This window comes from Pseudorhodobacter turbinis, assembly GCF_005234135.1.
Taxonomy (GTDB): domain Bacteria; phylum Pseudomonadota; class Alphaproteobacteria; order Rhodobacterales; family Rhodobacteraceae; genus Pseudorhodobacter; species Pseudorhodobacter turbinis.
The window spans coordinates 891,573-913,388 of record NZ_CP039965.1; the positions used below are offsets into that span (position 1 = coordinate 891,573).

General features: G+C 55.4%; 20 protein-coding genes and 1 pseudogene. 11 read left to right on the forward strand and 10 right to left on the reverse strand.

The features are described from left to right. Positions 1-126 precede the first annotated feature (126 nt). The 6 genes from lon to EOK75_RS16765 form a co-directional block, all read right to left on the reverse strand. Complete coding sequence (gene lon, locus EOK75_RS16740) at positions 127-2,535, reverse strand: endopeptidase La (RefSeq protein WP_137195164.1); 2,409 nt, start codon at positions 2,533-2,535, stop codon at positions 127-129. 194 nt (positions 2,536-2,729) lie between these two features. After that, a complete protein-coding gene (locus tag EOK75_RS16745) occupies positions 2,730-3,086 on the reverse strand; it encodes an Mth938-like domain-containing protein (protein ID WP_137195165.1) in 357 nt (118 codons plus the stop codon). A 3-nt stretch (positions 3,087-3,089) separates the two neighbouring features. After that, positions 3,090-4,055, reverse strand: coding sequence for a protein translocase subunit SecF (gene secF, locus EOK75_RS16750; protein WP_137195166.1), 966 nt, complete (start codon positions 4,053-4,055; stop codon positions 3,090-3,092). A 10-nt stretch (positions 4,056-4,065) separates the two neighbouring features. Further along, positions 4,066-5,733 carry a protein translocase subunit SecD gene (secD, locus tag EOK75_RS16755; RefSeq protein ID WP_137195167.1) on the reverse strand — a complete coding sequence of 556 codons (1,668 nt, stop codon included), beginning with the start codon at positions 5,731-5,733 and terminating at the stop codon, positions 4,066-4,068. A gap of 19 nt (positions 5,734-5,752) precedes the next feature. After that, on the reverse strand, positions 5,753-6,076 hold the full coding sequence (gene yajC, locus EOK75_RS16760) for a preprotein translocase subunit YajC (protein WP_137195168.1): 324 nt from the start codon (positions 6,074-6,076) through the stop codon (positions 5,753-5,755). Between the two features lie 761 nt (positions 6,077-6,837). Then, positions 6,838-7,236 carry a hypothetical protein gene (locus EOK75_RS16765; RefSeq protein ID WP_137195169.1) on the reverse strand — a complete coding sequence of 133 codons (399 nt, stop codon included), beginning with the start codon at positions 7,234-7,236 and terminating at the stop codon, positions 6,838-6,840. 94 nt (positions 7,237-7,330) lie between these two features. Here EOK75_RS16765 and EOK75_RS16770 point away from each other — a divergent pair, with 94 nt between their 5' ends. The 4 genes from EOK75_RS16770 to EOK75_RS16785 all read left to right on the forward strand — a co-directional run bounded on the left by EOK75_RS16770 (position 7,331) and on the right by EOK75_RS16785 (position 12,251). Further along, positions 7,331-8,905 carry a recombinase family protein gene (locus EOK75_RS16770; protein ID WP_137195170.1) on the forward strand — a complete coding sequence of 525 codons (1,575 nt, stop codon included), beginning with the start codon at positions 7,331-7,333 and terminating at the stop codon, positions 8,903-8,905. Continuing rightward, positions 8,905-9,816, forward strand: a complete 912-nt coding sequence (locus EOK75_RS16775) for a plasmid partitioning protein RepB C-terminal domain-containing protein (protein WP_137195171.1) — start codon at positions 8,905-8,907, stop codon at positions 9,814-9,816. The genes EOK75_RS16770 and EOK75_RS16775 overlap by 1 nt, the downstream gene beginning before the upstream one ends. Continuing rightward, positions 9,813-10,730 (forward strand): plasmid partitioning protein RepB C-terminal domain-containing protein, encoded by a 918-nt coding sequence (locus tag EOK75_RS16780; RefSeq protein ID WP_137195172.1) that lies wholly within the window; start codon positions 9,813-9,815, stop codon positions 10,728-10,730. The genes EOK75_RS16775 and EOK75_RS16780 overlap by 4 nt, the downstream gene beginning before the upstream one ends. Positions 10,731-11,163: 433 nt before the next feature. After that, a protein-coding gene (locus EOK75_RS16785; RefSeq protein ID WP_137192138.1) for an IS3 family transposase occupies positions 11,164-12,251 on the forward strand; the annotation gives its coding sequence in 2 pieces (ribosomal slippage) (positions 11,164-11,425 and positions 11,425-12,251; 1,089 coding nt in all). 110 nt (positions 12,252-12,361) lie between these two features. On the opposite strand, the gene EOK75_RS16790 is transcribed toward EOK75_RS16785, so the two are convergent. Genes EOK75_RS16790 through EOK75_RS16800 form a run of 3 tightly spaced genes read right to left on the reverse strand, consistent with a single transcriptional unit; the run spans position 12,362 to position 15,586 of the window. After that, positions 12,362-13,171 carry an ABC transporter permease gene (locus EOK75_RS16790; RefSeq protein ID WP_137195839.1) on the reverse strand — a complete coding sequence of 270 codons (810 nt, stop codon included), beginning with the start codon at positions 13,169-13,171 and terminating at the stop codon, positions 12,362-12,364. Positions 13,172-13,175: 4 nt separating this feature from the next. After that, positions 13,176-14,057 carry an ABC transporter permease gene (locus EOK75_RS16795; protein WP_137195173.1) on the reverse strand — a complete coding sequence of 294 codons (882 nt, stop codon included), beginning with the start codon at positions 14,055-14,057 and terminating at the stop codon, positions 13,176-13,178. Positions 14,058-14,068: 11 nt separating this feature from the next. After that, complete coding sequence (locus tag EOK75_RS16800; protein WP_168199280.1) at positions 14,069-15,586, reverse strand: aromatic amino acid ammonia-lyase; 1,518 nt, start codon at positions 15,584-15,586, stop codon at positions 14,069-14,071. A gap of 407 nt (positions 15,587-15,993) precedes the next feature. Here EOK75_RS16800 and EOK75_RS16805 point away from each other — a divergent pair, with 407 nt between their 5' ends. Further along, the gene (locus EOK75_RS16805; protein ID WP_137195175.1) at positions 15,994-16,767 is read left to right on the forward strand and encodes a helix-turn-helix domain-containing protein; all 774 of its coding nucleotides are present in this window, start codon (positions 15,994-15,996) and stop codon (positions 16,765-16,767) included. A gap of 9 nt (positions 16,768-16,776) precedes the next feature. On the opposite strand, the gene EOK75_RS16810 is transcribed toward EOK75_RS16805, so the two are convergent. After that, positions 16,777-17,562, reverse strand: coding sequence for an HpcH/HpaI aldolase family protein (locus EOK75_RS16810; RefSeq protein ID WP_137195176.1), 786 nt, complete (start codon positions 17,560-17,562; stop codon positions 16,777-16,779). Positions 17,563-17,771: 209 nt separating this feature from the next. On the opposite strand from EOK75_RS16810, the gene EOK75_RS16815 reads away from it, so the two are divergent. From EOK75_RS16815 to EOK75_RS16840, 6 genes and pseudogenes are all read left to right on the forward strand, one after another. Beyond that, positions 17,772-18,422 (forward strand): flavin reductase family protein, encoded by a 651-nt coding sequence (locus tag EOK75_RS16815; RefSeq protein WP_137195177.1) that lies wholly within the window; start codon positions 17,772-17,774, stop codon positions 18,420-18,422. Between the two features lie 11 nt (positions 18,423-18,433). Next, positions 18,434-19,240, forward strand: coding sequence for a cupin domain-containing protein (locus EOK75_RS16820; RefSeq protein ID WP_137195178.1), 807 nt, complete (start codon positions 18,434-18,436; stop codon positions 19,238-19,240). A 61-nt stretch (positions 19,241-19,301) separates the two neighbouring features. Further along, positions 19,302-20,207, forward strand: coding sequence for an amidohydrolase family protein (locus EOK75_RS16825; protein WP_137195179.1), 906 nt, complete (start codon positions 19,302-19,304; stop codon positions 20,205-20,207). A 37-nt stretch (positions 20,208-20,244) separates the two neighbouring features. Beyond that, positions 20,245-20,952, forward strand: a complete 708-nt coding sequence (locus EOK75_RS16830) for a 3-oxoacid CoA-transferase subunit A (protein WP_137195180.1) — start codon at positions 20,245-20,247, stop codon at positions 20,950-20,952. Then, positions 20,949-21,632: a 3-oxoacid CoA-transferase subunit B gene (locus EOK75_RS16835; RefSeq protein WP_137195181.1), complete on the forward strand. Its 684-nt coding sequence runs from the start codon at positions 20,949-20,951 to the stop codon at positions 21,630-21,632. The genes EOK75_RS16830 and EOK75_RS16835 overlap by 4 nt, the downstream gene beginning before the upstream one ends. Before the next feature lies 1 nt (position 21,633). Then, a pseudogene (locus EOK75_RS16840) lies at positions 21,634-21,765 on the forward strand (3-oxoadipyl-CoA thiolase); the annotation flags it as partial. Between the last annotated feature and the right edge of the window lie 51 nt (positions 21,766-21,816).

The window sequence follows — 21,816 nt, forward strand, 5'->3', positions numbered from 1 at the left end:
TTCCTTTTATGCATTGGTCGGGGTGAACTCGCGTATTCTAGGGCTGACAATCCTGTGCAATGCGCCCCTCTAACGACAGAAGGGCGCAAGCAATGCCTGCGCCCCCATTGATCTGCAATAGCGTGCTTAATGCGCAGTCTGTTGAATGGCACTATCAGCACGGGCCTGCCGCGCGGCGGCGGCGGCCTCCTCGGCGGCCTCATCCCATTCGACAGGCTCTGGTTGGCGCACCAAAGCGTGTTTCAAAACCTCGCGGACATGGGTCACCGGGATAATGATCAAGCCTTCTTTCACATTATCGGGGATTTCCGAAAGATCTTTTTCATTCTCTTTCGGGATCAACACGGTTTTGATACCGCCCCGCAATGCAGCCAGCAGCTTTTCTTTCAAGCCCCCAATCGGCATCGCATTCCCGCGAAGCGACACTTCGCCCGTCATCGCAATATCCTTGCGCACCGGGATTTGTGTCAACACCGAAACGATCGACGTGACCATTGCAAGACCGGCAGATGGACCATCCTTGGGCGTCGCCCCGTCCGGCACGTGGACGTGAATATCCGTCGTCTCGAACTTCGGCGGTTTCACCCCGATTTCCGGGCTGATGGAGCGGACAAAGCTGCTTGCCGCCTCAATGGATTCCTTCATCACATCGCCCAGCTTACCAGTCGTTTTCATCCGGCCCTTGCCCGGCAAACGCAGCGCCTCGATCGAAAGCAACTCACCCCCGACAGAGGTCCAAGCCAAGCCTGTCACCACGCCAATCTGATCTTCCTCTTCGGCCAAACCATAGCGATGACGCTGCACACCAAGGAAGCCTTCCAGCCCCTCGATTGTCACATCAACCGATTTGGTTTTGCCCTTCACGATCTCTGTCACGGCCTTACGCGCCAGTTTTGCCAGCTCCCGTTCAAGGTTCCGTACGCCCGCCTCACGCGTGTAGGTGCGGATCACCTCCAAAAGCGCATCATCGGCAATCGAGAATTCACCCTTTTTCAAGGCGTGATTCTTGATTTGCTTGGGGATCAAATGCTGCTTCGCAATCTCGCGCTTTTCATCCTCGGTGTAACCCGACAGCGGAATAATCTCCATCCGGTCCAAAAGCGGGCCCGGCATGTTGTAGCTGTTGGCCGTGGTCAGGAACATGACGTTCGACAGGTCATATTCCACTTCCAGATAGTGGTCGGTGAAGGTCGCGTTTTGCTCTGGATCAAGCACCTCAAGCATCGCGCTCGCTGGATCGCCGCGGAAATCCTGCCCCATCTTGTCAATTTCATCCAGCAAGATCAACGGGTTGGTTGTCTTTGCTTTCTTCAGCGCTTGAATGATCTTGCCCGGCATAGACCCGATATAGGTGCGCCGGTGACCGCGGATTTCCGACTCGTCACGTACACCCCCCAGCGAGATGCGAATGAATTCACGCCCCGTCGCCTTGGCAACAGACCGCCCCAAAGAGGTTTTCCCGACACCGGGGGGGCCGACCAAGCACAGGATCGGGCCCTTCATTTTGGCCGAACGTGCCTGAACTGCCAGATATTCGACGATCCGTTCCTTGACCTTTTCAAGCCCGTAATGGTCGGTATCAAGCACGGCTTGCGCCTTGGCCAAATCCTTTTTCACACGAGATTTGGTGCCCCATGGGACCCCAAGCAACCAATCGAGATAGTTGCGCACAACGGTCGCTTCCGCGCTCATCGGGCTCATGTTTTTCAGCTTCTTCAGCTCGGCCTCGGCCTTTTCACGAGCTTCTTTCGACAGGTCGGTTTTGGCAATCCGCGCCTCAAGTTCCGCAATCTCGTTCTGGCCCTCTTCGCCGTCGCCAAGCTCCTTCTGAATGGCCTTCATCTGCTCATTCAAATAGTACTCGCGCTGGGTGCGCTCCATTTGGCTTTTGACGCGGGTTTTGATCTTTTTCTCAACCTGCAAAACGCTCATCTCGCCTTGCATATGGCCGTAAACCAGCTCCAGCCGCTTGCCGACATCCAGCGTTTCCAGCAATATCTGCTTTTCGGAAACCTCAACGCCCAGATGCCCGGCAGCCAGATCGGCCAGCCGTGACGGCTCACGCGTTTCGGCCACGGCAGAAAGCGCCTCTTCGGGGATGTTTTTCTTGATTTTTGCGTAACGCTCGAACTCATCGGCCACGGCACGCACCAAGGCAGTCACAGTCTCTTCCTCACCCGGAAGCTCGGTCAGAGCCTCGGCTTCGGCCTCAAAGAAATCGGGGTTTTCGACAAATTCGGTGATGCGCACACGGGATTTGCCCTCAACCAGCACCTTTACGGTGCCATCGGGCAATTTCAGCAGCTGCAACACATTCGCCAAAACACCGGCGCGGTAGATACCATCCGCGTCCGGGTCGTCGACCGTCGGGTCGATCTGGCTGGACAATAGTATCTGGCGATCCTCTGCCATCACCTCTTCCAGCGCACGTACAGATTTTTCGCGCCCTACGAATAGCGGCACAATCATATGCGGGAACAACACGATATCGCGCAATGGCAATACTGGGTAGCTCGGGGATTTGATCTCGCTCATCTCATTTCCTTATCTGGCAGGAAGGCCATGTCCCGGCATTTCGGCAACATCGGCTTTCCCCACTTTGGATACTTTATTTGGTGTTGCGCTGCCACGCTGTCAACCAGCCCGCCCCAATTTGCACCTATCATGCGCTGATGGTAAATGCACGGCAAACGTCGATTGTTGCGGATTTAGCATAAATCGGGTTGCGGTCACCCAACTGGTAACAGGGCGGCAGCAATCCGGCGCCCCTCGGACAGCAACACATTATAGGTGCGCGCCGCCGCCGGGGAGTTCATCACCTCAACCCCAATTCCCGCGGCTTCCAGCGTCTCCCGAAACGCTGTGGGGGCATGCGCAATCTCGGCCCCCATACCCACGAAAAGCACATCAATCTTGCCGACCAAGGCAAGCGGCGTATCCGTATCTTGCAACCCACCCCACGGCCCCGCATCCCACGGCGTTACCAACATCGGCCCATGAATAACCTGCCCGGCAACCCGAAAGAAACCCGGCCCATAGCTGTCGATGGGCTGGGCATTGTCATATGTGATTTCGGTTAACCGCATCAGTTACGCATCAATGTTGGAAAATTGTGTGCCCGGCGCATCGCCCTTCTTCGGGTCCCGATCGACACCAAGGTAAAGCACGACGTTCTTGGCCACGTAGACCGAGGAATAGGTCCCGACCACAACACCAAAGGTAATGGCAAAGGTAAACCCGCGGATCACATCACCGCCCAGCACCAAAAGCGCTGTCAGTGCCACCAATGTCGTCCCCGAGGTCATCAATGTCCGGCTCAAGGTTTCATTCACCGCAAGGTTCATCACATCGATCAGCGGAGTGGTCTTATACTTCACCAAATTTTCGCGCAAACGGTCAAAGACCACCACGGTATCGTTGATCGAATAGCCCAAGATCGTCAGCAGTGCCGCGATCACCGCCAGATCGAACTTGATCTGGAACAATGCAAATATCCCCACGGTGATAATCACGTCATGCGCCAGCGAAACCACGGCCCCGACCGCGAACTGCCATTCAAACCGCAGCCAGATATAGATCAAAATCGCCCCAAGCGCCCCCAGAACCGCCAAGACAGCCGACCAGATCAGCTCTCCCGAGACCTTCGGGCCGACGGATTCGACCGACGGAAAGCTGATCGAAGGATCAACCTCCTGCAAAGCACCCTCGATCTCAAGGATCAGTTCCGGCGTCACCGCCTCATAGCCCTCTTGCGCCTGAACACGCACCATCGCCACGTTCTTATCGTCGCCGAAGCTTGGATCAAAAACCTCGGTGATGGTCACATCGCCCAGCCCCAAGGGCTCCAACGCCGCGCGGTAAGCCCCGACATCCACCGAAGCGGTGCTTTCGGTGCGGATCGTGGTGCCGCCCTTGAAGTCGATGCCGAAATTCAACCCCATCATGACGATGATAATCAAGGATGCGGTCACCGCGACAACAGACGCGCCAAAGGTATACTTGGCATAACCAAAGAAGTTGAAGTTTGTTTCTTGTGGAACAAGTCTTAGACGCATGGTTTCACCCTCACACTTCGATGGTTTTGGGGCGGCGGTACTGGAACCACGTTGCCACGAACAGCCGCGTCACAAAGATCGCGGTAAAGACGGAGGTAAGAATCCCGATCCCCAAAGTAACCGAGAACCCGCGTACCGGGCCGGAGCCGACCATAAACAAAATCGTCGCGATGATGAAGGTGGTGACATTGGCATCCACAATCGCCGAAAGCGCCTTTTCATAGCCCAGCTCAATCGCCCGTGCAGGCCCACGCGCTGTTTTCAGCTCTTCGCGGATACGTTCAAACACTAGCACATTGGCGTCAACCGCCATGCCGATGGTCAGCACAATCCCCGCAATCCCCGGCAAGGTCAGAGTGGCGCCAATCATGCTCAGCGTGCCGAAAATCAGCATCACGTTGAACCCCAACGCGACAGAGGCCATCACACCAAACCAGCCATAAGATGCGATCATGAAGACAAGAACCGCCCCCATCGCAACCAGCGAGGCAAGCCGCCCCGCGTCGATGCTGTCTTGTCCCAATTCAGGGCCAATCGTACGCTCTTCAAGAAAGGTCATCTCGGCCGGCAAGGCACCTGCACGCAGCAACACGGCCAGATTGGTGCTTTCTTCAACGCTGAAGTTCCCGGTGATAATCCCCGAGCCACCCGCGATATGCGATTGGATAACAGGGGCCGAGATCACCGCCCCGTCCAGCACGATAGCAAACGGGCTGCCGATGTTATTCGCGGTATAATCCCCGAACTTGCGCCCGCCCGACGGGTTGAAACGGAAGCTCACGGCGGGGCGGTTATTCTGGTCAAAGGCAGGCTGCGCATCGGTCAAATCCTCGCCTGTCACCACAGGCGTTTGTTCGACAATGTAATATTGCCCCTCATTGTCGAGCGACGGCAAAAGCAGGTTGCGCGCGCCGGGGTTGGTCCCCGCATCGCTGGTCTGCCCCACAACCGGATTGAAGGTCAGCTTCGCCGTGGTCCCGATCAGGGCTTTCAGCTCCGAGGCGGAACCGATGCCGGGGACCTGAATCAAGATCCGGTCATCGCCTTGCCGTTGGATCGTCGGTTCCCGCGTGCCCGCCGCATCAACGCGGCGGCGAATGATTTCTAGCGACTGCTGGATGGTGCGGCTGTCGGTTGCCACACGTTCAGCCTCTGACAGTTGCAAGACGATCACGTCGCCCTCTGCCGTCACCTCGATATCATTTTGCCCGACGCCCGTCAGCGAAACCACCGGCGTGGCCAAGGCCCGCACCGCAGCAAGCGCAACAGGCATCCCTTCGGGCTTGGCAATCGCGACCCGCAAAACTCCGTCAACCGAAGGCTGACGGCGCACGCCCCCAACATCATCGCGCACGTCGCGCAGGGCATCGCGCACATCGGGCCACATGCCGTCGATTCTGGCGGCATAGACATCTGCCACCTGCACTTCTGCCAGCAAATGCGCGCCGCCGCGCAAATCAAGCCCGAGGTTCACCAGCCCCGAGGGCAAATAAGACGGCCACATCGCAATGGCCGCCTCCTGCTCGGGCGTGGCCACGCCCCCTGCTGCTTCCACCGCCGCTACGGCGTCATTATGCGTTTCAACCTGTGTATAAAACAGGTTCGGCACGGTCAGGATAACCCCAAGGGCGCACAGCCCCCAGATTATCGCGCGCTTCCACAGCGGGATCTGCAACATAAGATATGGCTTTCTGAACTTAGGCCGCAGCCGGTTCGGTTTTGGACATGACTTGCGCGATAGTGTGCTTAAGCGCTTTCACCTTCACGCCATCAGCGATTTCCACCTCGACGATGCCATCATCACCAACCTTGACAACCTTGCCAAGAAGACCGCCTTGGGTCAGCACCTGATCGCCACGGCGCAGCGCCTCAACCATGGCTTTATGCTCTTTCAGCTTCTTTTGCTGGGGGCGGATCAACAAAAAGTACATGATCGCAAAGATCAAGACCAATGGCATCAACGAGGTCAAGGTTCCGGTGAGACCATCAGCGGCCTGCGCATAGGCGGGGGTTGCAAACATTCAAAAATTCCTCTCGGTCGGTGGGGAAAACCCCCGTTTTATCGCCGCGCACCCTATATCCGGTGCGCGCCCTTCGCAAGCCAATGCGAAAGCAGCACGTCCTGCCCATATAGGCAAAGCGCGCCCGCGTCCAAGGCCACTAACCCGATCAAACGTAAAAGTTTTCCAATCACACCCAGAAACCGATCACAGTTCTAGGATTTATGGTTTTCTTTCAATTGCTTGAAAACGACGCAACTTCTAGCGTGCCGAAATGCGAAAAGTATACGAAGCGCTGCTGGAACCGCACTTTTATCGCCCCGCAAGCCTAGGTTCAGGCCTTCGGTAACGGGGACGTCTCAGTCAAGTGCTTTTTGACATACGCATCCGACCGCATAGTTGCGGATTTGATAACAACGTCTTTCTGAGCCATTCTGCTTTCGCCGCGGCCTTCGTCGGAGATCATCCCGGGTGCATGCTTCGACCCGTGGGCAGCGCGATGGCTGCCAACATCGTGCTGGTTCAAATGCAATTCCGATGTGCCTATCTCATAGGCGTGCTCAATGTTGGTCGGCAACAGTCCTGACCACGGCATTATCGGAACCCGAAAATAGCACTAATACGCTGTTTACATTGGGTAAAGTAAATTATTGCGTAAGAATTTATGGCGGAGGGAATGAGTCACGCGCCCAACCCTCTCCCGTGCAGTTTTCCACCGCACGGGATTGCTCCGAAATCCTGCGCGCCATTGAGGGACAATAGCTTTCAGTTCGCTCGGCTGATCAGCTGATTTTGCCGTTCGGGTCGTCACCACCAAGCTGGCGCACGGCATCAAGCAGATCCGAAATCGCGTCTTCGGCAGCCGCGAGCTTGATCGCCACCATCAGATCCTCGCGTCCTGCCATCGCCAGGAAGGAGCCCAACACCTCGTCAGAGTGCCGCGCCAGCGCAATCAGGTGCGCACCGCTCGGTCCATACGTGCCCGAGAACCAGTTCTTCGCCGTCTTCTCGTTGGCACCCGTCCAAGCCGCCACGGTTTTGACACCCGCCCGACTGTCGCCGAGCGACCGCTTTAACGCCGATGCGATTTCTTCGACAAAGCATCCGTTCGTCTGATGGCCGCCTTTTCCATTATATCCGTTTTCTTTTGGAAAGAACTTGCCCTTTTTCGGAAACGACATTCCACACTCCTTCGCTTTACATGAGTGAGAGGAATTCAACCGTTGATTCCGACGGAAGCGATGGATTTTCCTGGAATTATGAGGAGATACGCATGTGACTGGTCGATGGGCGACCCATTCCGACAAGAGCGACGAGCCGCATGAAACGGATGTTCCTGCCGTCGCCTATGTGCGGATGTCGACCGATCACCAAAAGTACTCGACCGAGAGCCAGCTCGACATCATTCGGGATTACGCCACCGCCCGGGGCCTGCAGATCCTGCGCGTCTTCGAGGACTCCGGTCGGTCCGGATTGCGGTTGGACGGCCGCGAAGCGCTGCAGAACCTGATGGCAGAGGTCCGAACCGGCCAGGCGGATTTCAAGGCCATTCTGGTCTATGACGTCAGCCGCTGGGGCCGGTTTCAGGATGCTGATGAAGGGGCCTACCACGAGCATGTCTGCTCTCGCGCCGGGATCCGGGTCCATTATTGCGGCGAGCAGTTCGAAAACGACGGCAGCATCGGCTCCAACCTTCTGAAAACCGTCAAGCGGGTGATGGCGGGCGAATACAGCCGTGAGCTTTCGGTAAAGGTCTTCGCGGGGCAATGCCGCCTGGTGGAGCTTGGATACCGGCAAGGCGGTGCGGCTGGATATGGGTTGCGCCGGGTACTGATCGACGAACACGGCAACCCGAAGGGTGCCTTGTCCCGCGGCCAACAGAAGAGTTTTCAGACTGACCGTGTCGTTTTAGTTCCGGGCCCTGAGCAGGAACAAGACGTCGTGCGCCGCATGTATCGGATGTTCGTCGAGGACGGCTGCTCGGAGCGTGAGATTGCGGAAACCGTGAATGCCGAGGGGCATCTGACGGATCTTGAGCGGTCATGGTCCCGAGCATCGGTGCACCAGGTCCTGACCAACGAAAAATACATCGGCAACAACGTCTACAACAAGGTGTCCTTCAAGCTGAAGCACAAGCGAGTGGTGAACCCACGCGAAATGTGGATCCGGGCCGAGGGGGCCTACCCCGCCATCGTGGACGAGGCGCTATTTCTGCGCGCGCGCGAGATCGTTGACGCGCGCAGCCAGTATTTCACGGACGCCGAACTGCTCGAAGCCCTGCGCGCCGTGCTGAAACAGAAAGGCGTGCTGTCAGGACTGATCATTGATGAACAGGACAACGTGCCATCCTCCAGCGCCTTCCGGAACCGCTTCGGCAGCTTGCTGCGCGCCTACCAGATGATCGGCTACGAGCCGGAGCGCGACTATCGCTACGTCGAGATCAACCGGGCCTTGCGGCAGGCTCATCCGGGCATTGTGGCCCAGATCCTCGACGGGGTCGCGGAACGCGGCGGCCAGGCTATGCAAGATCCGGACACCGACCTGATCCGCATCAATGATGAGTTCACGGTGTCGGTGGTGCTGGCCCGGTGTTTCGAGACGCAGGGCGGTTCCCTGCGATGGCGCATCCGCCTCGATACTGGCCTGGTGCCGGACATCACGATTGCCGTGCGCATGGACGAATTGAACGAAGCGCCGCGCGATTATTACTTGCTGCCGAGCATCGATATGACCATGGCCAGACTGAATCTGGCCGAGCAGAACGGGCTGTCGCTGGACGCCTATCGCTTTGACACGCTCGACTATTTTTATGCGCTCGCTGGCCGGGCCCGGATCACGGAGGCCGCCTGATGCCAGACGACGCCCAAAACATTGCCCAGAAACACGTCACTCTCATCCCCACCGACCGAATTCGCATCCTCAATCCCCGTGTGCGCAACCGGCGCAACTTCGAAGAAATGGTCGAGAACATAGCGAAGATCGGTCTGAAGCGACCAATCACCGTGGCGCAGCGTGCAGGAACCGACCCTACCGAATATGATCTCGTCTGTGGACAAGGGCGGCTCGAGGCGTTCATGGAGCTTCAGCAGGATGCCATACCGGCCATTATCATCGACGCCGACGAGAGCGACTGCTTGGTTATGAGCCTGGTGGAGAACTGTGCACGCCGCCAGCACAACCCGATCGACCTAATGCGCGAGATCGGTAACCTGCGCAAACGAGGCTACAATGATCGCCAGATCGCTAACAAGATCGGCGTCACGCCAGACTATGTCGGCATGATCGCGGGGCTTCTGGAGCGCGGGGAAGAACGGCTGGTCTCGGCCGTGGAAACCGGCCTTCTGCCGCTGAACCTCGCCATCGACATTTCAAAGACTGATGCCGAGGGCGGTCAGCGCGCTCTGATGGACGCCTACACCCAGAAAAAACTGCGCGGCAAGAAACTGGCCGCCGTGCGCCGTCTCATCCAGCAACGCGATGCACAGGGTCCGCATCTTCATCGCACCCGCTATGGCAGAAGCGACGGCACCAAGCGCCCCCTGACCAGCGACGCGCTTGTGCGAGCTTATCAACAGGAAGCAGAGCGACAGAAGATACTGATCAAGAAAGCCGAACTGACACAAGGCCGCCTGATGTTTGTCGTGGAGGCGTTTCGCGCACTGCGCGACGATGACCATTTCCTGACGCTTTTACGTGCCGAGGGGCTGGACACCCTTCCCACCTGTCTCGGGCAACCACTGGATGCGGGAGCGGCAGAATGAGCCGGGGCAAGCGCAAAACCCCGGACACGGTTACGCTCGGCTTTGAAAGCGATTGCGTCACCGTGCCGGTTGAGGCCGTCTTGCCCGTGCGCGCCCTCAGCGCTTCGGTCAAATCCAGCCACAAGTACCGCCAGATCACGGCATCCATCAAAGAGGTTGGCCTGGTCGAACCGCCGGTCGTCACGCGATCCACGGGTGCGGAAGACACCTATATGCTGCTTGACGGGCATATCCGGATCGAGGTGCTGAAGGATCTCGGCATCGAACGGGTCGAATGTCTGATTTCCACCGACGACGAGGCCTTCACCTACAACAAGCGGATCAGCCGTCTTGCGCCCATCCAGGAGCACAAGATGATCCGCAAGGCCATCGAGCGCGGTGTCTCCGAAGAAAAGATCGCCCTGGCGCTGGACCTCAATCCGCGCAGCATTGTGCGCAAGGCCAAGCTCCTCGACGGGATCTGCGAAGAGGCCGTGGGCATCCTGAAGGACAAACACTGCGCGACCGCCGTGTTCGAAGTCCTGCGCAAGATGAAAGCCATGCGCCAGATCGAGGCGGCAGAGCTGATGATGAACGCGAACAATTACTCGCCAGCTTACATCTCCGCAATTTTGGCAGGAACGCCCCAGGCGCAGCTGGTGGACACGAAGAAACCCAAGAAGATGAGGGGCATCACTCCGGAGGCCATGGCCCGCATGGAGCGCGAGCTGGCCCGGCTGCAGGAGGGTATCACTTCGATCCAAGACTCCTACGGCCAGGACCACCTGCAGCTGACCGTCATCAAGGGCTATCTGGCAAAGCTGCTCGGGAACGCCCGGATCATCCGGTATCTGATGCAGCATCGGCCTGAGTTTCTGGCGGAATTTCAAGCGATCACAGATATGGCCTCGACCCTGCCGCCAGAGGCGGAATAGCCAAGACTGCCAGATCTGATGGGGACCCGGACCCGACAAGCGCGGGGACCGCAGGAGACGCCGGACAGTGGGCCGCATGACAAATTCCAATCTGAAGTTAAATCGATGCGATCTGGTGACCAAATTGCGATCAAATCCTCCTACACTCGAAAGCACGACCTGCCATTTGAAAACCATGGCCATGCAGTTTCCGTCATGGCCATCAAAGCGGTCGGTACAATAGTTGAGAATATGAATGACGGCCGCAATGTGCGTGTTGACTGGAAGCCGATTGCCGATAGGCGGGAATGGTACTTCTACACCAGTCGACAGACTGTCTGGAAGGTTGAGGCGGACGATTGGGCTTCGGAAGGACTGGTGGGGGTAATCCCCCCCGAAAGTAAGGGGCTGCGGAAGTAGAATTTTCTCGGCAAGATGAACGAGGAGATTTTGAATGAAAATGACCAGATATAGCGAACCCCAGATCCTTGCGATCCTGCGCCAAGCCGAAGGTGGTGTGCCGGTGGCCGAGCTTTGCCGTGAACATGGCATGAGCAATGCGTCGTTTTACAAATGGCGTGCGAAGTATGGTGGCATGGATGCATCCATGGTCAGCCAGATGAAAGCCATGGAGGAAGAGAACCGCAGGCTGAAGCGGATGTATGCAGATCTGAGCATGCAGGCGGACTTATTGAAGGAAGCCCTCGGAAAAAAGTAACGGGGCCATCTCAGCGCCGCGAGATGGCCGAAACGGCGGTAGAGCGACGGGGCGTCAGCATCGCGCTGGCGTGCCGGGCCTTCGAGGTCAGCGAGACCTGCTATCGTTACAGCCCGAAGCTGAAAGACGAGAACGAGGTGATCGCCGATCTGCTGACAGGGCTGACGGATGCGCGCAAGACTTGGGGATTTGGCCTGTGTTTCCTGCATTTGCGCAACGTGAAGGGGCATCCGTGGAACCACAAGCGGGTCTACCGGATCTACTGTGAGCTGGAACTGAACCTGCGCATCAAGCCGCGCAAGCGGCTGAAACGGGAGAAGCCTGACGTTCTGGCGGTCCCGAACAGACCGAATGTGACCTGGTCCATGGACTTCATGGCGGATCGCCTCGGCGACGGCAGGGCTTTTCGGCTTTTGAATGTGTTGGACGACTTCAACCGCGAAGGGCTGGGGATCGAGGTTGATTTCTCGCTCCCTGCCGAACGGGTCATCCGCAGCCTTGATCGCATTATCGAATGGCGCGGAAAACCGGGCACGATCAGGGTCGACAATGGGCCGGAATATATCAGCGAAACACTGAGAAAATGGGCTGAGAAACATAGTGTTACGATCCAGCACATCCAACCCGGACAGCCCCAGCAGAACGCCTATGTCGAGCGCTACAACCGGACGGTTCGGCATGAATGGCTGGATCAATACATCATCGAAAGCATCGAGGAGGCTCAGGATCAGGCCACACAATGGCTCTGGACATATAACAACGACCGCCCGAACATGGGCATCGGCGGCATCACACCCGCTATGAAACTGAAAATGGCCGCGTAAGTTCTACAGATGCACCCCGTTAAAAAGGGGGCGATTACCCCCCGGGGTAGTAGTGGGTCGTGTTCGTAATGCGAATTGAGTGCTTTTCCATGATCGGTCCAGTACAGTATCTAGGTGTTTTTATTCTGTATCTTCAACGAGAACAGCAAAAAGACAGCCGTCGTCGTGACGATGATTACACTTGAGGCAGCAGAAATTGTCGGGTCCAAGTCGAGGATGATTGAATTATACATCTGCACGGGCAGCGTTCGCATGCTGGGCGTTTGCAAGAACAACGCGACAGTGAATTCATCGAAAGAGTTTACGAATGCGAAGAGAAAGCCCGCAATCACGCCCGGTGCGATCAACGGCATCTTTATTTGAACAAAAGTACGCCACGGAGGCGCGCCCAAACTTGAGGAAGCAAGCTCTAGCCTTTCGTCGTAATTCGCCAAGCTCGCCACGACTGTTGTGACAACAAAGGGAATCGACAGCATCGTATGGGCAAGAACAAGTCCTGTTTGGGTCCCTGCGAGATGCCATTTAAGGAAAACCGAATAAACGGCAAGGGCAATCACAATTGACGGTGCAGCAATTGGCGCCGTGTAGAACAGGAACAAATAAGAGTGGATTCGCCGCGTCGCATTTTTCATCCCGATGGCCGCTCCAACACCCAAGATCGTCGAAAGAACTGCAACGATGCTAGCGATCTCAAGCGAACGAAAGAGTGATTTTACCCAAACCGGTGACGTGAAAAAACTGTGGTACCATCTCAAGGACCATTCTTGCGGAGGAAATTGAAAGCTTGTCCCGGCGCTGAAGCTGGCGGGAATGATGATGAATGCCGGCAAGATAATAAGCAACGCAATCAAAAGCGTGATCAGTTGCAAGATCGGGCCCGGCCCAGCATCGCGTTTCTTAAAAAATGGAAAGGTAATCATGTTCTTATTTTCCCAATTCATCTTGATCCAAGCCAGGACGACTTCCAATCTTGCGCACGACCCCCATGATGACGATAGTTATCAATAGGACGACCGCGGCAAGAGCACCTGCTCCACCAAAATCCAACATCGTTGTAATGCGCGCGGCAATCAGCTGAGACACAAGGGATTCCTGTGGTGAGCCTAAGATTGCAGGCGTCACATAGAAGCCCAACGTCATAACAAATACCAGCGAGATGCCCGCCAGCAGACCAGGAACCGAAAGTGGAAGGTAGATATCAAAAAAGGCCCGCCAGCGCGGTGCTCCGAGAGAGGAGGCCGCATCAAGCAAACGACGGTCAATACTGCGAAGATTATTATAAAGTGGCAGCACCATATACGGCAGAAGAACTTGCGCCATCGCAATTGTCACACCGGTCGAGGTGCGTAACAGGACAACACCATCAATGCCAATCAAAGAGAAAAACGAGTCGACAGGTCCACCACGCTGAAGCAAAAGCACCCAAGCAAAGTTGCGCGCGATGACAGACGTCCAGAAAGGCAACATTACAATAATCATCAGGATATTCCGCATCTTTGGCGAAACAAGCGTCATTGTATATGCATAGGGGTAAGCGATTATCGCAGTGACAATCGCGACTATCGCGCCAACTTTAAGCGTCCTGAGGATGACCCGAATTGTTCCTCCATCCTGCCACAGCGCAGTATAGTTTGAAAAGCCAACCTCTGGATCGGTAAAGCTTCTAATCCCGATGGATATAATCGGATAGAGAAATACGCCAACCAAGAGCGCCAGAGAAGGTAGTAGAATCCAATAGCTAAGCCCCCAGTTGAAGCCCTTAAGGTTGAACGGATGTGGCCGTGATTGCGTCGTAGCTGTCGGCATCGCTATCTTCCTTACATACGTTGGGGGCGAGGTGCCGCATAAGCAGTACCGTTCTGTTCTGTTGTCCAGTCCGCCAGCGCTGTGCTTTCTGCGTTGTCCAGATGATCCATGAGACGCCGGACATCGGGTATTCCAGAGGCTCCAGAAGCAAACGGCACAACTTCGCGCGTGAACTCGTAAAGTTGACGAGTTCCCTTTCCGAGAGGTTTTTGACCTCGCATGTCGATAGCTTGTGCGGCAACCATAAGCTCCATCGAGATGATGGAGCGCGCCAAAGTGTGCAATTCAAGCGCCCGCCGTGCGCCAAGAACCGCAAGTGAAGCACGGTCCATCACTGCATTCGAATGGCTGGAGCTGGCCAGCTCGCCCGCCAAGGGCGCGCACAGCAGGCGTGCTTCCGAGGTGATTGATTTGTGGAAGAGTGCCACACCGTTGAAGCCCGGCGCGCCAATTCCGTCGTCTTCGATCAATCCGATGGGAAGCCCGGACCAAGTTGTATCAACCATCTTCGCCACGCGTTCCGTCGCGCTTGTCAAAACCGGTGTGAATGCTTGGCGCATCACATCAAGCGCCATACATAAGGTCACCATATCGAAATTTGCCGTCGCAGCCAGCGTGCGATGTTCAAGCGAAATCACAGGATTGCATTGGGCCGAATTCAACTCTTGGGCGATCTGCTGACCGGCGAATGTTAGGCTGTCATCTGCGGCACCGTGGATCAGTGGCAATGCCCGAAAGCACAACGGGTCTTGGTGGTTTCTGGGGCCCTCTTTTTCAAACAGATAGCTGCCGTCAAGCTCTGTGCGGAGTGCAGCACCATGAATATGCGCCCCTGAAAAGTGGCGCGATTCCAAAGCGGTGTTTGAAATAATTGAGGGGTTTGCTGCAAAGCCATCCATGCTGACAGCGGCGACGCTGGTGGCAAAACGCAGTATACCATGCAAGGCCGAATAAGATATCGCGGCCATGCCTGTTGCAAGCGCACTGCTATTCAAAATCGCAAGCGCTTCGCCAGCTGCCAATTCGCAGTCCTGAAAAAGCGCGAGCCCAATGTCAGCCATCGCTGACATGTCGCTTTGACCCATAGATCCCCACAGATGCATCACAACCGGCTTGTTCTGATTCAGTGCATCTACCAAGATCTGTGCCAATTGCATGCGCGCGCCTGTCCGGCCGCTTGCCAAGGCGTTCAAAAGAACACAAAGCGTTGCGCGAACTATGTTCTGGCTTGCTTCTGGTCCGTGACCAACGTGATGGGTGCGCAGCAGGCGCTTGCTGAACTCCGCGATATGCTCTGGACTTAGACTTGCAGATGTTCGAGGGCCAACGCTGGTGGTTGCGCCATAAATCCGCTCGCCGCGTGCGATCGCCTCTTCAAGGATCTGACGACCCGTGGCCATCTGCTCTGCCACAACAGGGGCCAGAATGACGCCCGCACCTTGATGAGCGACCTGAACCACCTGTTCGATGGTAAGGTCAGAACCAGTGATTTCAATTTGCGGCAGCGCGCCTGATGATTGAAGTGTCATGTGCGATCTCCCTGTGCGTTCTGCACTGGCCACGCGCCGCGCGAACAAAATTCACATGTCTGACGACTTGTCGTGGTTAACATCAAGACGGCTCCTCCCAGTTTATTTTTGGCTACCTCGTTCAGCTCAACTACCCGGCAAATGCGCAGTTCACCGCGGCCAAACGAGCTTTGGGCCTCCCGTCACCCACTTCCAATTAATTAGAGAAGATAAATCTCAACCACAAGCGCACAACCCAAATAGTTTCACTGAGTGAAACAACCGGTCTTGTGTTTTCAATCAGTCCATGCCTGAATCTCACACCAATTATCCGGCTTCTTTCAAACAAGATTTGCGTAAACAGTTCTGCCCTCCCTGCGGCACCGCCCCTTAAAGCAAAACCATGAAAACAGAGAGTTATAGACACTATGAGCTTCGATCCGGTCCAATCCGTAACAAAGGCCTTCACCGTTCTTGAGTATGTAAACCGTCGCGGGCTTGCATCTATTAAAGACATCCACGAAACCACGGGCATCCCCAAACCCACTATCGTGCGGTTGCTGCAAACGCTTGTAGGTGTTGGCTATGTGGCCCAAGACGAACGAACACGTGGGTATCATGTTACAGCAACCGTGAACCGCCTAAGTTCCGGGTTTCATGGCGCTCCGATGGTCATTGAAGTCGCCCATCCGTTGGCCAATGCCCTGACCGATGACATTATGTGGCCCTGTGCGATCTGCATGCTTGATCTTGATGCCGTTGTTATCAATTACAGCACAACATCCAGCAGCCCCATCGCGCCCTTTCATGCATCTCTTGGGCGCAGGCTAAGCTTGGGCGGCCGTGCGCTTGGGCGCGCCTACGCATGTTTTTGCCCGCAAGCAGAACAGGATATTTTGCGCAGCGTCATGCGGACGTCGAGAGACCCCGAGAACTACAGCATCACAGATGAAGCTTTCAAACTCATGGTTTCTCAGGCCCGCAAGGATGGTTTCGTCGAAAGGAACGCCGATCTGGAACCAAGGTCGTCAGGTACAATTGCCTTCCCAATCATGCTCGGCGAGAGGGTTATGGCAACTTTCGGCGTTACTTATTTTCGATCGGCTATTGATAAAGCACAGACTCGTGAGGCACTGATTGACAAGACCCGCGACACCGTAACCAAGATTGAGGCCGCATTAGAAGCGGCCTATTGGCCTTAAAAAACCACATCAATCTTGACTGACTAGGCTATCGAACTCTTTTGAAATTTTGGCACAGTTTCGGTAAAGCACGCTTTGGTCTGACGAAATAATAAATGAACTAGCGCCTTTGGCTGCAAAATCAGCTGCCTCTTCCGCACTCTCAACCATCAGCCAAACGGCCTTACCATGCTGTTTTGCTGCCGCCAGAATCCTATCGACGGCATTCACGACACATGTACTGTCGCGCGACGGCGCATTAAAGGCGACGGTCAAGTCCCCGCGACCGACAAACACCGCATCCAGCCCTTCAACAGCTAGTATCTCATCGATAACCAAAAGCGCTTCTGGATCTTCAATCATCGCGATGACACCGATGGCGGCATCGGCCGCATCAATATGTTCCCACATGCGGTTACCGCCATAATTTCCAGCCCGTGTCACGCCTGAAAAACCGCGCCGCCCGCCGCGATAACGACACTTTCCTACAAGCGCGTTGGCATCTGCAACACTGGAAATATGTGGCGCAAGAATCCCTGTCGCGCCGGCGTCGAGCGCTGTTGCAATGCTATCTCCTTCAAACGAAGGAACTCGGATAACAGCCGCGATCCCCGCAGCCTTTGCAGCCAAAAGCGAAGTATCAGTTGCCGCATTCCCGAACACGCCGTGTTCTAAATCAATAACCACGAAATCAAATCCGACAGCCCCCATGATCTCTACGCTTGAGGGCCCAGCCATCTTTACGAAACTTCCCTTCATCAAAGTGCCTTGGGCAATTTTTTCGCGTAAACTCAGGGTTGATACTTGTTGTGCCAACGGACTCTTCCTTCTCAAAAAAATAGAACGGCATGCCGGTGATTAATAGCTAGGGGGGGGCGCTCCAGGCAACTATCCTTATAGATTTACACATCCTTGTTTCACTTGATGAAACAGAAAAATAACTCTGTTGCCCCAGCAATCACGTTTCACTAGGCGCTACACTCCAAATGTATGCGCACTTGAAGCGCCTAGGCGGGAAATTTTAGATGGCAAATCCGGATCCTATTTTTGTAGATATTAGAAAGCGTGACTATAAGCGCGGTATCTTTAATGCCATCATTGCTCCGCGACCAATTGGATGGATTAGTACACTCGGCGCAGATGGAAAAGCCAACCTTGCCCCCTATTCATACTTTAACATCATGAGCAACGATCCCCCTTTGCTCGTCTTTTCGTGCAATACTCCCGAAGATCGCCCCGAAAAAGACACCTTACGCAATTTGCGTGAAACAGGCGAATTCGTTTTCAATTTGGTCAGCTATGATCTGGTGAACGAGATGAACGCGACCTCTGCACCGGTCCCTCATGATGTTGATGAATTCGAATATGCAGGACTTGAAAAAGCGGCATGCCAATTTGTGAACGTTCCGCGCGTTGCGCGCTCGCCGGTTTCTCTTGAGTGCAAAGTGGTTGAGACACATAGGTTTGGTGAAGAACAAGGCGGCCCATCAGTGAACGTCACCTTTGGAAAAATTATCGGCATGCATATTGCCCCCGGCTTTCTGGACGATAACGGGTATTTCAACACTGCGCTTGCCCAACCCGTAACGCGGCTTGGCGGGGCGGAATATGCGATCTCGCAACCAACTTTCGAACTGCAGCGCCAATTCGTTCGTGCAAACGAAAACAATTATTAGGGAGAGGATAAATGACTTTGCGCCCAGTATCTCTCAATTATTTTTTGCCCGAAAGCCCGTCGGTCATTCGCGGGAACAATTTTACGGTAAGTTGCTTTCAGGGCCAGGATGCAACGGCATTTTCCTTCGGTAGCACAGATGAAACGATCCTTATTTCCGCGCGGAACCAAGCATCAGTAACGCTGAACGGGGTAGAAACGCAGATCCTCCCTCGCTCGGTCGCAATTTTGCCGGCGGGCAATATGGAGATTGGCATCCCAAAGAACGGACAAGTGTTTGCTCTGACGACAGGCCTTATTGACGATGCCAACCCGGTCCTGAACGCCGAAGCTTACGCTCAGGAGGATACGCGTGTGCGCCCCGTCGGGCAACCGCTGAAGGTAAACCACCCCAAGGCACATGAAGTCCATGTCTATCCGATAGATGAGGTGCCTTTTCCCGTTGGCAACCCACGGCTAAAGTTCCTGCAAAGCGCGACAATGAGTATCAATTGGGTCGAATATCAGGGCCCAAGAGACCGCACGAAGCTATCGCCACACGCACATGATGATTTTGAGCAGGGCTCGCTGGCAATTGAAGGTGACTTCATCCATCACATCCGCGCGCCCTGGGCTCGTGACGCGAATACCTGGCTTGAAGATGCGCACCTTGAGGCATCAGCAGGCAGCCTTGCGATCATCCCACCAGACCTTATTCACACCACCGAAGGTGTTGGTGTCGGCCCTCATATCCTTATCGATGTCTTTGGACCAGTGCGTCGTGATTTCGTAGAAAAGGGCTGGATGCACAACGCTGGAGATTACACATCCAGTTCATAAAGGGCGCGCTCATAGTGTTTTGCGCACCGTCACTTCGATAGTTTTTGCACGCAGGTTTGAAATGAATTCGAATGCTAACCCAACCGCCGATCATACCGCCACTGGTATATGCGATTGTCATGTACATGTTTTTGACGAACCGGAAAATTATCCTTTCGAAAACGCACCGGCATATGAGCCCCCGTACGCACCAGTGTCCGCACTGCGCAATACTGCGGATGAAGCCGGAATTGAGCGTCTCGTGCTTGTTCAACCGACACCCTATGGACGGGACCTTGGGCTATTGCTGAAATCCTTAAACGATTTTGGCGATCAAGCACGTGGGATCGGTGTTGCCGATGCCACAACGACCGTCGATGATCTTGCGCGTATGAAAAAGCTGGGAATACGCGGCCTTCGGTTTGTTGAAAACCGTCTTGATGATGGGACCCGGATGCCTGGTACTACGCCGCTGGATGTGTTGCTGGACCACCTCGCTCCGAAACTTGCCGAAATCGGCATGCATGCGGAAATTTGGGCCCCCTTACCTGTTGTGCTGTCGCATTGGTCGCGCCTATCACGTTGCGGCGTGCGCCTCGTGCTGGATCACATGGGTAGCTTTGACAGCTCGCTAGGCGTCAACCACGAGTATTTTCAACGACTATTATCTCTGACACGTGACGGCGACGTGTCAGTCAAGCTCTCGATTTGCCGACGCCCGGCTAAGGGCCAAGGATTTGATACCATCCGCCCCTTCCACGATGCGCTTGTCGAAGCCAATGCCGGTCAACTGCTTTGGGCAACAGACTTTCCATTTGTACGATATCCGGCACCCACTCCTGATGTCGCGCGATTGCTTTCGTTATTCCGAAGCTGGATCAATGATACCAGGTTGGAACGTCAAATTCTGCTCGAGAACCCCAGTCAGTTGTATTGGGCTAATAAACTCCCCGAATCTGAATATGTAATTGACGAGCGCTTGGCCTAATCTGCTCCGTAGCTTGCGGTAACCTGGAGACTCCAATATGGACAAAACACGCGCATCGCTCGCAGAGGCTGTCGCCGACATCACCGACGGCGCAACCGTGATGATTGGTGGATTTGGTGGCTCTGGCGCGCCGATCGAATTGATCCACGCGCTGATCGACCAAGGTGCCAAAGATCTTACCGTGATCAACAACAACGCAGGCAACGGTCATGTAGGGATCGCCGCACTGATCGAACAGGGCCGCGTGCGCAAAATGATCTGCTCGTTCCCGCGATCCGCCGATCCCCGCGTCTTTACCCAAGCCTACCTCGCGGGTAAGATTGATCTAGAGATCGTCCCACAAGGCACGCTAGCCGAACGGATCCGCGCGGGCGGGGCTGGGATTCCGGCGTTTTACACCCCGACCAGCTTTGGTACAGAATTGGCCGAGGGCAAAGTGATCGCCCAATTCGATGGCCGATCCTATGTGCAAGAGCGCTGGCTTAAAGCCGATTTCGCGTTGATCAAGGCCGAAGTCGCTGACTGCCACGGCAATCTGATCTACCGGATGGCGGCGCGCAATTTTAATCCGATCATGGCCACCGCTGCCGCAAAAACCATCGTGCAGGCTAGCCGGATTGTCCCGCTTGGCGACATGGACCCAGAGCATATCATCACCCCCGGTATTTTTGTGGACAGCGTGACCGAGGTTGCGCATCCCGCCCAAGAAGAATTGCTTAACCGCGCGGAGGCGGTTTACCCATGACCCAGATCGACGCATTCAAACTTTCAAACGGCCAGATTGCTTGGCGCGCGGCGCAAGATATTGAAGACGGGGCCTATGTGAACCTCGGGATCGGTTTCCCAGAAATGGTTGCGCAATTTCAACCTGAAGGACGTCAGGCAATCTTTCACACCGAAAACGGCGTCCTGGATTTTGGGAAAGCGCCAAAACCGGGCAATGAGGATTGGGATTGCATCAACGCCGGTAAAAAGGCGATCACTATTCGCCCCGGCACCGCGTTTTTCCATCACGCCGATAGCTTTGCGATGGTGCGTGGCGGGCATTTGGATGTTGCCATTTTGGGCGCCTATGAAATTGCACAAAACGGCGATTTGGCAAATTGGTCCACCGGAAAAGGCGGCGTGCCTGCCGTTGGCGGGGCGATGGATTTGGTCCACGGGGCCAAGCGCGTGGCTGTCATCACCGACCATGTGACCAAAACGGGCGAGCCAAAACTGGTTGCAGCCTGCACCCTGCCCCTGACTGGCGTGGGCTGTGTCACACGGGTTTATACGTCCTTAGCAGTGATAGACATTGAGGATAGCCATTTTGTGCTGCGAGAAAAGCTGCCCGCGATCTCGTTTGACGCGCTGCAAGCCCTCACTGGCGCATCTCTTCACACAGACGGTCCAGTCGCGGATCTGATCGTTCCGGAACTATAATATGTCCGATGTGTATATCTGTGACTATATCCGCACGCCAATTGACCGTTTCGGTGGCAGCCTCGCGTCGGTACGCGCCGATGATCTGGGGGCGATCCCGATCAAGGCGCTGATGACGCGCAACACAAGGGTTGGCGTTGTCAGACAAATCCGAACCAGCCTCAGCTATGGCGGAGGCTCTCCC

Coding starts and splice junctions, on each gene's coding strand:
- lon (WP_137195164.1), bottom strand. CDS start 2,535: ATGAGCGAGATCAAATCCCCGAGCTACCCAGTATTGCCATTGCGCGAT.
- EOK75_RS16745 (WP_137195165.1), bottom strand. CDS start 3,086: ATGCGGTTAACCGAAATCACATATGACAATGCCCAGCCCATCGACAGC.
- secF (WP_137195166.1), bottom strand. CDS start 4,055: ATGCGTCTAAGACTTGTTCCACAAGAAACAAACTTCAACTTCTTTGGT.
- secD (WP_137195167.1), bottom strand. CDS start 5,733: ATGTTGCAGATCCCGCTGTGGAAGCGCGCGATAATCTGGGGGCTGTGC.
- yajC (WP_137195168.1), bottom strand. CDS start 6,076: ATGTTTGCAACCCCCGCCTATGCGCAGGCCGCTGATGGTCTCACCGGA.
- EOK75_RS16765 (WP_137195169.1), bottom strand. CDS start 7,236: ATGTCGTTTCCGAAAAAGGGCAAGTTCTTTCCAAAAGAAAACGGATAT.
- EOK75_RS16775 (WP_137195171.1), top strand. CDS start 8,905: ATGCCAGACGACGCCCAAAACATTGCCCAGAAACACGTCACTCTCATC.
- EOK75_RS16780 (WP_137195172.1), top strand. CDS start 9,813: ATGAGCCGGGGCAAGCGCAAAACCCCGGACACGGTTACGCTCGGCTTT.
- EOK75_RS16790 (WP_137195839.1), bottom strand. CDS start 13,171: ATGATTACCTTTCCATTTTTTAAGAAACGCGATGCTGGGCCGGGCCCG.
- EOK75_RS16795 (WP_137195173.1), bottom strand. CDS start 14,057: ATGCCGACAGCTACGACGCAATCACGGCCACATCCGTTCAACCTTAAG.
- EOK75_RS16800 (WP_168199280.1), bottom strand. CDS start 15,586: ATGACACTTCAATCATCAGGCGCGCTGCCGCAAATTGAAATCACTGGT.
- EOK75_RS16805 (WP_137195175.1), top strand. CDS start 15,994: ATGAGCTTCGATCCGGTCCAATCCGTAACAAAGGCCTTCACCGTTCTT.
- EOK75_RS16815 (WP_137195177.1), top strand. CDS start 17,772: ATGGCAAATCCGGATCCTATTTTTGTAGATATTAGAAAGCGTGACTAT.
- EOK75_RS16820 (WP_137195178.1), top strand. CDS start 18,434: ATGACTTTGCGCCCAGTATCTCTCAATTATTTTTTGCCCGAAAGCCCG.
- EOK75_RS16825 (WP_137195179.1), top strand. CDS start 19,302: ATGAATTCGAATGCTAACCCAACCGCCGATCATACCGCCACTGGTATA.
- EOK75_RS16830 (WP_137195180.1), top strand. CDS start 20,245: ATGGACAAAACACGCGCATCGCTCGCAGAGGCTGTCGCCGACATCACC.
- EOK75_RS16835 (WP_137195181.1), top strand. CDS start 20,949: ATGACCCAGATCGACGCATTCAAACTTTCAAACGGCCAGATTGCTTGG.